Raw genomic sequence first — 12,579 nt, 5'->3', positions numbered from 1 at the left:
ACATCGTTTTTCCTATTGATCATTCCGGAGAATGGTGATAAATCCTTTCCATACGCGGCTGGTGCCGTTGACGGTCAACACATAATAATAAGTGCCTTCTGCCAGCGGGCGGCCATTCAGCGTGCCGTCCCAGTCGTTGCTATAGTTACGGCGCTGGTAAACGAGCCTGCCGGTGCGGTCAAATATTTTCACTTCGTTGTCCGGATAGCTGTCCAGGTTGCGGATAATCCAGCGGTCGTTTTTGCCGTCGCCGTTGGGCGTCAGCAGGTTGGTAGCGTCCAGTTTATAATCATCTGCTACCCGTATGCTGATGTTAGCGACAGCGCTACAGCCGGCAGCGTTGGTACCGGTCACCTGGTAGATGGCGTCTGCATTGGGACGTACTGTCAGTGTGGGCTGATGCAGGTCGCCGCTGATGCCGCTGGCCGGTTGCCAGTTATAGGTAGCCGCGCCGGTTGCCGTCAGCGTAACGATATCTCCTTTGGAAACGGTGACGCCTTTATCGCTGCTGATGCTCACGCCGGGAAGCGGGTTTACCGTCAGGTAGAAGGTCTGGCTGTACGTGTCTTTGCCGCCGTTGTCTGTGCCGCCATCGTCCTTCAGGGTGATGGTGATGGCCGTATTACCACTGGTGACACCGGGTTTCAGCTGATAGCGGACAGTATTGGTGACAACGTCTGCCTGGAGCACATCGAAGTAGGGCTGGTTGGCCGTCAGCGTGATGGTATAGTGCTGGTCAGCTTCCACAGGTGATACGCCGGTGAGCTGTATTGTTTGTGCCGCAGTCGCAGCACAGATGTACACGTCTGCCACAGGGTCCATCACCGGTTGTTTATTGACATAGGAAATCCGGACGTTGACGGTAACGGGAACGGCTGTACTGATATTGAGCCCATCGCTTGCGCTCACCTGTAGGGTGATGGTTTTGCCCGCAAAGCCACGCAGTACGGCATTGTCTTTAACGATGATGCGGCCGTTGGCATCGAGTGACAAGGCGCCATTGGAGCCGTCTGTTGCCAGCGTCCAGTGCTGAACGATGCCGTAAGCGTCGGTGGCTGTCAGTTGACCGGCTACGGTGCCGGCCGGACTGTTATCATATACATCGAATGCCTGCTGCGCGATAACCGGTGCCGTTACGTCATATACCAGGCTGAGCTGGTTAGAGGCCAGGTTATTATTCCCGGCGATGTCAACCGCTACGCCGGCAGGTAATTGCACGGTGACGTTGCCATCTGCGGCAGGAGTGATCACAACAGTATAATTGATATTGTCCGTTGTTTGCAGCGTGCCTGCGGTACCGTTAGTCACCTGTATGGCGGCAGCGGTAAGGCCGGTCACTACTTCACTGAAGGACAGTTTTACAGCAAACGGTGTATTGACACGGCCGGAGCTGACGGATGACAGCGTTACGGCCGGGCTGTTCGTTTTCACAATAATGCCGTTGGTGGCAGGTACGTGTTGCAGTGTCAGCACCGCGTCGTTACCCGCGAAATCTTTGATGGCACCGCTGTTGAGTATTACAGCACTACCCAGGCTGATACCGTTCGGGGCGTTATCGCCGTTTTGCACGGTATAACTGAATTGCAGGGTAGCCGTTCCCGTACCGCCGGTGCAGGTAGCCTGTACCGTTTGTGTACCCATGATCACAGGCATTGAAGGCGTACCGGTCACGTTTACAGGCTCAGATAGCTGAACGCTGAAGTTCAGCTGCTTGCCGGCTTTGTAGCTGCCATTCACGGGCACGCCTACACTGGTTACTACCGGGGCTGTCACATCTGCCTGAAGGCTGAGCGTATTAGACGCCTGATTGTCGTTCAGTCCAATGTTCTGTGCCGCTCCGGCAGGTATCTGCACGGTCACGGCACCATCTGCCGAAGGCGTAATAATCGCGGTATAAATAATATTGTTGGTGGTTTGCAGGGCACCTGCAGTACCGTTGGTAACGGTGATACCGCTTGCCGTGAACCCTGTCACCGCCTCGCTGAAGGTAATATTCACGGGGAATGCCTGCCGCACAGGGCTTACAGCTGTAGTGCCGAGAGTAACCACAGGTTGTTGCGTATTGACAAATACGCCGCTGGTATTGCCAACGTTATTCAGCGTTGGGTTGGCGGCATTACCGGCTATATCTTTCACAACACCGCTAAGGGCTGTACCCACAACGATACCATCCATATCCATAGCGCCGGCAGGTATCGTATAACTGAATTCCAGTATAGCCGTTCCCGTACCACCGGTATAAATAGCCTGTACAGTAGTTGTACCAATGACCACCGGTATGTAGGCGGGAGCCGCAGCTGTTACCGGTTCAGACATATTGAGCTTGAAATCCAGCTGCTGACCGGCTTTATAATAACCAGGGGCGGGTACGCTCACACTGGTTACTACCGGTGCCGTTACGTCTCCCTGGAGGCTGAGTGTATTGGATGGCAGGTTATCGTTGCCCACGCTGTTCCTTGCTACAGCGGCCGGCACGCTGATGGTGATGGCGCCATCTGTTGGTGTAACCAACATTGTATAGGTGATATTGTCAGCTGTGGACAGTTGTCCGGCGCTGCCATTGGTGATAACAATATCACTGGCAGTAAATCCTGTCACGGCCTCGCTGAAGACAATTTTCACGGTAAACGCGTTGCTGACAGGACTTGTAGCACTGGTGCTCAAAGTAACAGTGGGCTGTTGTGCGGTGACAAGCACCCCACTCGTACTACCAACATTGTTTAATGCCAGGTCGGCATTGTTGCCTGCCAAGTCTTTTATGTCGCCGCCATTTAATTGAAGTGCCGCACCCAGAGAAATACCATTCAGGTCCATGTCGCCCACCTGGACAACATAGCGGAACTTCAATGCGGTTGTGCCGGAACCACCGTTGTAGTTGGCTTGTACGGTCCGGGAACCGATGACCACAGGCATGGAAGGCGTACCTGACACCAGCACCGCCTCGTTCATATTGACTGTAAAATCCAGCAACTGGCCAGCTTTATAGTTGCCCGGGCCAGGAACGTTTACGTTGCCTACTTTGGGAGCAGTAACATCATAGGTGACATGGAGATTATTGGAAGCTGTGTTACCAGTATTGGCATTGTTCACTGCAACATTGGCCGGAACAGTAATTTGCACAGGTCCATCTGCCGTTGGGGTAATCATCAGGGTGTAAACAGGCCCGTTTGCCACCAGGTTGCTTGCTGTCCCATTGGAGATCTGCAAATCAGCCAAAGTAAAACCGGTAACAATTTCGCTGAAAGTAGCCGTTATCACAAACGGACTGTTGAGCGGCGATACCGCGGCAGTAGACAATGTTACAGCCGGTGTGGCGGTATTGACAATAACGCCCGTGGTAGCTGGTACGTTACGCAACGTGAGGTCAGCGTCATTGCCTGCTGCATCTCTGATCGCGCCGCCATTCAGCTGAATGGAAGTTGCTGGTTCCACGCCATCAGGATCGCTGTCACCAGCCTGTACCTGATAACTGAAGGACAGGGCGCCCGTTCCGGATGTGCCGGTGTAAAGCGCTTGTACGGTTTGGCTACCAATGGTAAGCGTCAGGAATGGCGTTCCGGTCACGACGGTCGGTTCGTCAAACGATACCTGGAAAACCAGGTTCCGGCCGGTACCATAAGCATCACTGGCAGGTATGGACACTGCCGTCACCTGTGGTGGTGTAACGTCAGCGATTGTGTTCAGTATGTTGGACGCGGTATTACCCGTTCCTGCAACGTTCACAGCCACATTGGCCGGCAGGGAAACGGAAACAGGACCATCCGTGACGGGTTTTACCACCATCGTATAAGTAAGTCCACCGTCTGTCGAAAATGGAGGATTGATGGTGGCATTGGTCATTATAAAATCTGCCGATGTCAGGCCGGTCACCCTTTCAGAGAAAGTAGCCTTCAGGATAAATGTTTTGCCAACAGGCGGCAGCGTGTTGCTGCTCAATGTTACGGAAGGCACTGCTGTGTGTACAAGCACACCTGAGCTGTTACCGGGGTTGTTTAACGGCAGCAGGGCGGTGTTACCGGCCAGGTCTTCTATTGTGCCGCCGTTAAGGTTGATGCTGCTACCCAGGGCGATGCCGTCCAGGTCCTCATCTCCGTCCTGGACTGTATAGGTAAACGTTTGGACCGTGTTGTATCCTGCACTGCTGCTATAATTAGCCTGCACTGTTTTACTGCCGATGATGATCGGCACTGAAGGCGTGCCGGTAATGGACACGTTTTTACTGAAAACTACCGTGATACTCAACTGTGCCCCTGTCTTGTGGTAGCCGTTCGGTGGCATCGTTACCGATGTCACAGCCGGTGGCGTCACATCCATTACGAATGTTAATTTGTTCGATTCCTGGTTGTCATTGCCGCCCGCTGCCTGTTGCACGCTACCGGCAGGTAAATACACTGTATAGTTGCCTGGCACCTTCGGGGCCACGGTGATGGTGTACGTAGTGGCATTCATCGCCACCAGGTTGCTGAGGTCCGCGTTGGCAATCATCAGCGATGTCAGGCTAAGTCCTGTCACCGGTTCACTGAAGGTGAGCGTGAGCGTAAAGGGTTTGCTGACAGGTGAAGCCGGCATGGAAATAACACAGGCAGGCATGATCGTATTGACCTTTACGCCACTGGTATTTCCTATATTATTCAGGGTAATATTGGCATCGTTGCCTGCGAGGTCGCGGACAGTGCCGCCATTGAGGTTCAGCGTATTAACTGTGATGCCCGTCACGGTTTCATCCTGCGGCACAACAGTATAACGGAAACGCATAGTGGTAGTAGCGGGGTTGCTTATATACGCCGCCTGTCTCACCTGCGAACCGATGGTAATATTAATATAGGGAATGCCGCCGCTGGTGGTGGCTGTTATTTCTTCATTAAACACCACATCGAAGTCCAGGTTGCTGCCGATCTTATAGTACCCTGCTGCGGGAACAGCTACGCCGGACACCTTGGGCGCCGTCATATCTGCTGTGAGGCTTAATACATTGGAAGCCCGGTTGCCACTGCCGCCTACATTCATGGCCGCGTCCGCAGGAACCTGGAGTGTAACGGCCCCATCTCCTGAAGGTATAACGGTAACGGTATAAGTCTTGTTATCGCTGGTGGTCAGGGCAGATACCACTGCATTGGTAGCTGTTAGCTTGGTGGTCGTCAAGCCGACTACTGCCTCACTGAAGATAAGGGTAGCCGTGAAAGAATGATTCACAGGCGAAGGAACGCTGGTGCTAATCACCACGGAGGGATGAACAGCGTTAACACGCACACCGGTGGTATTGCCGATGTTATTCAACGTCAGATCAGCATCATTGGTGGCCGCGTCACGAATGGAGCCTCCATTGTTGCTGAGGGCAGTGACGGCAATACCGTCCATATCCAGGTCTCCATCAACAATGGTATAACGGAAACGTACCACATTCGGGGACGGGCTGTTCAGGAAAGTGGCCATCTTTGTCGCGCCACCGATGTTCAACTGAACTGACGGTACACCGCCCACAATATTCACAACAACGTTTTCATTGAACGTAACATCAAAATCGAGCAAGGCTCCCTCATGATAATATCCATTAGCCGGAACAGCCACACTGCTTACTTTCGGCGCCGTCTTGTCCACCACAAAGTCGATGGTGTTCGACGGCAGGACATTATTACCCGCAAGCATCTGCCGGACATTCTGGGGAGACATATTCATGTTAAATGTCCCCTCCTGCGCAGGACTGATCTTAAAGGTATAAGTAGTGGCAGTACCTCCCAGATACGTCACAGTAGCATTAATGACATTTACAGTCGATGCATTTACACCAGTCACCGGTTCACTGTAAACAGCCGTTAGGGTAAAATCCCCGTTGACAGGCGATGGTGCGGACATGCTGATCGTACAGGAAGGCATCGTTGTATTGACCTTTACGCCGGAAGTATTGCCAACGCCTTTCAGCGTCAAATCAGCGTTATCTCCACCCCAATTACGAATGGTGGCCCCGTTGAGGTTCAGGTTATTAATGGTGATGCCGTCTGTGTCGTCATCTCCCAATGCCACCTGGTAACTGAAACGCATGACATTGGGTGCGGGATTGTTGACGTACATGGCCTGTTTCGCCTGAGAACCTATGGTCACATCAATATAAGGGGTGCCGGAAGCCGTGCTCACCGTCACGTCCTGGTCGAACGTCACATCAAAAACAAGAGCTTCCGTTGTATGGTAATATTTCGCAGATGGCACTGCCACGTTCATCACCGAAGGGTTAGAGAGAACGGTCCAGTTAAAAGGCACCCAGGTGGACTGGTTGCCGGCCTGGTCTTTCGCTCTCAAAGACAATGCGTGCGCACCGGTAGACAACCCCATGAAGGTAAGCGGAGACGTGACTGCGGCCGGAGTGCCCCCATCCAGTTGGGCTTCATAGGTAGCAGGTTCGTTGGCGGTGAAAGTGAACGTAGCATTTCTGCTGGAAGTGGCTGCCGGCGGAGTAGCAGTAAAACTGGCAACAGGCGGCGTTTTGTCAATCGTGTAAGTCGCTCCGGTATAGGGCGCATTGCTGACAGTGTTTATCAGCATACCATTTTTCAGCACCAGCGACAGCGTACCATCACCAGTACCGGTATTTACATCAACCGTGTAATAGTTCATGTCAGGGGTCACATTCGTAATAGCTGCGCCACTAAGCCCGGTAGTGTTCAGTTGGAAAGCATTTGCCCCAGGCGTATAGCCCAGCCCCGGATTGGTAGCAAATTTATAGCGTACGGTGTTCGCATTGGTAACGATGCCGTCCATGGCCGACAATTCCGTTACCGCCACCTGGGGGGCTGTCAGCTTTTTCACACCGGCAATAACAGGGTTATTGGTATAATCTGTGAGTTGATCAAAATAGATGGTGGAGCCGTTTCCATTTCCTGTTACCGTAATTCCCAGGGGTATGTAGCCATAGTTCACATCACAGGTAATACCCCCATAAAGCCATGAATTGAGTAACGAACCTGCACCGGCGAACCGGATTCTCCCGTACGTCCCATTCATGTTCAGGTCAACATCCAACGCGTACAAATTATTATTATCATCACATGCCAGCGATGTAAAACCGCCTGTGCCAATGGGAGTAGGCTCCGTTTCCCCTTGTTTTAACCGAAAAATCTGGTTGAAGCCAGATGGCGTATTCGGTGGTCCAAAACAAGTAGTAAAATATATCGTGTTGTTTTTATCCACCGCCAGGCCCCACGGAAAGTACATATAATCTTTCTGTTTGAACCCGCCCCGCACATTGGAATCATCGCACAACACAGCGCCCGCTCCGTTTTCCTGCCCGGCCAGGTACTTTACCAGCTTACATTTTTGGGTTGCCATATCAGTCTGTAATACCAACAGGTTATCCTGCTGGTCAAAGGCCAGGTTGGTATACCCTTCACCCGATCTGACCACTACGGCAGGGTCATAACCGGTGCCATTATACCGGATTTTAAGTATTCTGCCGCCGGTACCATCCATGGAAGTAGTCAGAAACACTTCATCTTTTGAGTTGACGGCAATACCTGAGAAAAAAGTGTAGTCATAACCCGGGCCGCCGGTTTGTTCGGAGTAAACAAAATAAATACTGGAACCGCCGTTTACATATTTAAGGACAGTTGCCCTTCCGTTAGCATCATAGGCCACGGTATAAATGTTATTATGGCTGTCGTGCGTAATAGCCGTGTGCTGCGGGTCAGCGGCGAAATCAGTTGGAACAAACTGCGCACTGGCCGGCATAGCGGCCAGCAACAGGCACCACAACAAACAGGACCATCCGAAACGGATCATTTTAGGGATATACATACTATCGAATTAACAGCCACAGGTTTTACCGGAACACATAGCTCCGGTGCATTTTCATGCCCTGTTTATTTAGAAGAACAAGATTTTTATCAGGAAAACGTTTATACGGGACAGTTATCTGCCGGCAACGGCTATACGCTTAAAATTACAGACTGGCCTCGCGGGTAAGCCATATCATCTTCCGGGATCATAGTATAGCAGCTGGCCACAGGTGTGGTCCACACTGGCAACGGGACATTAGCATTACGTGGGAAATACTGATTTTCAGTCTGATACATACAGTCGTTGTGGTTTACGCGGGTTGATATCGAATGGACAAAAGGGGTAACGGCTTAGCAATTGGGGATATTGGTTAAAATTAACGGGCGCAAAGATATTCAAAATTTTAAAATGTACACCCGGGATTTTGGAAGAAGGTTGGTCCGCTGCGGAAATACCTCTCCCATTCACGCCTTACAGAACTTATCCAGCTTCCGATTGTTATGAATTATTAAATAAATAACTAAAAAAATTTATCAATTTCGTATCTTGTATCCAAGACTTACTACAACGATGTACAACTGTTCAGAAAACCTTATAATCAGGTAACACACCGGTACCCTGTAAAACGAAAGTAATGGCATCATTGCAATCAAGACCCTCAATTGATAACTTTGACCCGATAAAAAACCCATAACGAATGTATGCGTAGATTATGGCGCCTGTTGAAAACTCTTCCATTCCTTGGTACAGATGGGGCACCGCTTCCGTTAAACAGCAAGCGTGTCATTATCATCCTTAACTCCCTGGCTTTATTAACCTCTTTCCTGTGTTTCCTGATCTCTACGGTTTTATGGAACACAGCACACGAAATTCGTATCTCCGGCGTCGGTTACGCGATGGCCATTATTTACCTGGGCGTGCCGTTGTTTAACAAGGTCGGCAAAACCAACTCCGCCCTGTTGACCATCTTTATACTGCAGTCCTTCAGCGCTATGTACTACGGCGCGCTGCTGGGACCGGCCATCAACATAGAAGCGCTCGCCGTTTTCCTCTGCGGCGCTGCTCTGCTGATCATCAAATCCAGCCGCTATAAATGGGCAGCCATCACCTTTGTGTTAACGGTAACGGTTATCCTGAAAGTGATCTGGTATGGCAATCTGATAGACCCGCTGCCACTGAGCATCAGCAACAACCGGCTGGTATATTTCTTCGCGGCCGGGGCGGTATTGCTGATGAACGCGCTCCTGCTCTACTTCTACGAGCGGGCCGTCAATAAAAGCAACCGCGAACTGGAACAGCTGGTGGAAGAACGGACCCTGGCGCTGGACCAGGCCAACCGCTATAAAACCACCTATCTCAACTCCCTGTCACACGACTACCGTACGCAGCTGAACCCTATTTACGGTCTGGCGCATGAACTGGTATTGCAGGCGGAAGATGAAGGCATGCCTGACCACATACAGGTGTCTACCGATGTGATCCGCGCACTGTACGCCTCTTCCCGCAATATGCTCGACATGACCAACGTAGTGCTGGACACCGCCCGTATTGAAGCCGGCATATACAATGTGCCGCAACCGGCGCCGTTTTCCGTACGGCAATGGCTTTATCAGCAGCTGGACAGCTACCAGTACGTTTCGCCGGTACCGCTGCAGGTAAAGATCGCCGGCATCCCCGGTCGCATTGTGTCAGATGCCGCCCTGCTCACACGGATACTGAGCAACCTGCTCACCAACGCGATTAAATTTTCCTGTCCCGGCGGCGCCATTACCATCACCGCCCGTGCTACCGACCGGTATTTTATCCTGGAAGTGAGTGACGAAGGAAAAGGCATTCCCGCCGAAGAGCTGGACAAAATTTTCGATTTATATATCACCGGTTCCAAACCCGGGGAAGGCACCGGCCTTGGCCTGCCTATCTCCCGGAAAATAGCCGAGACGCTGGGCGGTACCCTTACCGCCACCAGCGAAACCGGCAAAGGCAGCACCTTCCGGCTGAGCATCCCGATGGTGGCCGATAACAGCCGGAAATCACAGCCGCAGCAGCCGAATGAATTTGAGAAATTCTACGGCGCCAAAGTGCTCTGCGTGGACGATGACCACAGCAACCGGCTACTGGCTGAACTGCAACTAAAACGATTAGGCTGTACCACCGCTTTCGCCGCCTCATCCGCCGAAGCGCTGGAAAAAGCTCACGAAATTATGCCCGACGTAATATTGCTCGATTACTACCTGCCCGAAATATCTGGTATGGCCCTGCTTGGAAAGATCCGCAAGGACAACCTGCTGCGCCATGTCCCGGTGATTTTTATCAGCGGAAATGCAGATACAGCAGAGATTGCGGCGGCCAGGACCCATGGCGAAGGATTCCTTTCCAAACCCATTATGCTGGAACAATTATACTATGCCTTACTACCTTTTTTGTCCAGCAGGCTCGTCACGGAAGCGGGTCACTAAAGCGGGCAATTATAACGTCGACGGCTAAATATTAATATTTAGCCGTAACTTGATATGTCCAAATTATGTGATATGAATGCAATAATTCTTCCAATCCTCTACTGCCCTATTGAGCCAGCGATCAATCCAAACTACCAACATGCCATCGACCACACCAATGCGTGGGTAAAGAGATTTGCACTGCACACAGACAGCAGTTACGAAAAATACCTGGATGACAACTTTGGAATGATGACTGCCCGGTTTTATCCCGAATGCGGGCTGGACCAGCTGAAGCTGGCCAACGATGCCAACGTGCTTTTATTTGTGATGGACGACGCCATGGACAACCAGATAGAGCGCGATGAACTGATACAGTCCCGTTTAAACTTTGAAAGTTTCGTAGCGGCCTGTAAACAGATCCTGTCAGACCCGCAACCGCCCAAAGCAGGCGATACCGGCGTCATGGCGGCGCTGGCGGACGTATGGATCCGTTTCAAGGCCATCAGCACGCCCGAATGGCAACGCCATTTCGTGGAAAGCCTGCATAAAATGTTTGCCGCAGGATTGTGGGAATATGGTAACGTTCAAACCGGTCAGCTCCCGTCCGTAGCTGAGTTTTACAAGAGGAGGCAATACCTCGGAGCGGCGCATGTCAGTACAGACATGATTGAAGTGATAGAAGAGATATCACTGCCGGCCGATATCCTTCAACATCCGGCAGTGACGGAATTAGTGGTGCTGGCGCGCAACCTGGTATGCTGGGCCAACGATCTCTTTTCCCTGTCGAAGGAACTGGACCATGGCGACCAGCATAACATGGTGCTGATCATGAAAGCTGAAAGGAAACTTTCGCTGGAAAAGGCCATTGTACAGGCAGCAGCCCTGCATGACCAGGAAATGCGACAGTTCGAAAAAGTGTCTGCCCAGCTCCCCTCCTTCGGCGCCTACGATGCTGCTGTGAAAAAGTATGTCCGCATTCTTGGCGCTATTCTGCGTGGCAACATGGACTGGAGCTACCGGGAAACAGCACGGTACAACTTTGAATATGGCCACGTGGCGTTAGATCTTGTCTAATACCAGCGGCAGGCTTTTTAAACTGTATACCAGCGCGCTGATTTCAGGTTCCGGCTCCACGGCCGACGCCAGCCGTACCCGCGCATGGCTGAAGATCGTTTCAAAAGCAATCCGTGTTTCCACCCTGGCCAGCGGCGCACCCAGGCAATAATGGATACCATGCCCGAAACTCAGTGCCTGGTTGAGGTTGGAACGGTCCATATCAAAAGCGTCCGGATTTGCGAAAACAGCTTCATCTTTATTCGCTGTGCTCACAGAGACATTTACCAGATCACCTTTTTTAATGGCTGCGGAGGAAACCATGGTGTCCTTCGCAGCTATTCTCGGAAATCCTTTTACCGGCGACAATACCCGCAATGCTTCCGTGATCGCCTTCGGAATATCTTCCGTATGCCCCGCCAGGTGCGCCTGAATGTCCGGCAGCTGGGAGAAGATATACATGGCATTGGCCAGGGAGCTCTTCGTGGTTTCATAACCTCCCAGGAAAATAGCTACGCACATCGCTATCACGTCCATCGTTTCCAGTCTGTTACCTTCCACTTCGGAAGTGATCAGCTGTGAAATCAGGTCGTCTTGCGGATGCGCGGTCCGTTTCTGAATGAGGTCAGAGAAAAAGATGCTCATTTCCTGCATGGAGCGGCCGAAAATCTCCACCCCTATGACCCGTGGATCGCCTGCCACCGCAATGATCCATTGTCTTACCTTCTCCACCTCGGCATCCGGTACGCCCAGCAGCCGGGAGATCACACGATGAGGCAACTGTAAAGCAAAGTCTCCCACAAATTCAATAGAACCGGCAGACAGATGTGGCAACAACAATTCTTCACACTGTTGCCGTATCCAGCCTTCGGACTGGGCGATGATGGCCGGCGAAAACGCTTTGGTGGCCAACGCCCGCAAGTGCTTGTGTTTCGGCGGGTCTGTCACGTTCAGGTTACGCGTAAATACGTTGTCATCGGTTTTAGGGATGTACTCACTGGAAAAAGTAGCATAGTCACTCAACACAGCCACCACATCCTCATAACGTGTCACCTGCCAGGCGCCGGGAATATGGTCTGAATAGTAAGGGGTGAATCCGGTGTCGAAAAAAGGTAGTGCAGCCTGCATACGCGGATGCAGGGGATGTTGGCTCAAAGGCGTTTTCATGTTTAGTAATGGATTAGAGAATGTTGAACAATCACTTTGGTGGTAAATTACTTAGAAATTCGATAATTTTATTTATCTTACCCACAAAACTGTACCCTGATTCCGTAACCCAAAAAAGTGAAACTAAGGCCTTTAATGAATACCCGCTTACAAC

At 51.5% G+C, this 12,579-nt stretch carries 4 protein-coding genes; 2 read left to right on the top strand and 2 right to left on the bottom strand.

Features of this window, described 5'->3' with window-relative positions:
* Positions 1-12: 12 nt before the first annotated feature.
* On the bottom strand, positions 13-7,785 hold the full coding sequence (locus HGH92_RS30700) for an Ig-like domain-containing protein (protein WP_168874673.1): 7,773 nt from the start codon (positions 7,783-7,785) through the stop codon (positions 13-15).
* Positions 7,786-8,468: 683 nt separating this feature from the next.
* Here HGH92_RS30700 and HGH92_RS30695 point away from each other — a divergent pair.
* Entirely contained in the window at positions 8,469-10,223 is a 1,755-nt protein-coding gene (locus HGH92_RS30695; RefSeq protein ID WP_168874672.1) for a hybrid sensor histidine kinase/response regulator, read from the top strand.
* A 72-nt stretch (positions 10,224-10,295) separates the two neighbouring features.
* The gene (locus HGH92_RS30690) at positions 10,296-11,279 is read left to right on the top strand and encodes a terpene synthase family protein (protein WP_168874671.1); all 984 of its coding nucleotides are present in this window, start codon (positions 10,296-10,298) and stop codon (positions 11,277-11,279) included.
* Here the strand turns inward: HGH92_RS30690 and HGH92_RS30685 are convergent.
* Complete coding sequence (locus HGH92_RS30685; RefSeq protein WP_168874670.1) at positions 11,265-12,425, bottom strand: cytochrome P450; 1,161 nt, start codon at positions 12,423-12,425, stop codon at positions 11,265-11,267. The two genes, HGH92_RS30690 and HGH92_RS30685, sit on opposite strands and share 15 nt — an antisense overlap.
* Positions 12,426-12,579 lie beyond the last annotated feature (154 nt).

Origin of the sequence: Chitinophaga varians (assembly GCF_012641275.1) — a bacterium.
GTDB lineage: Bacteria > Bacteroidota > Bacteroidia > Chitinophagales > Chitinophagaceae > Chitinophaga > Chitinophaga varians_A.
This window is presented reverse-complemented; position numbering and strand designations above follow the sequence as displayed.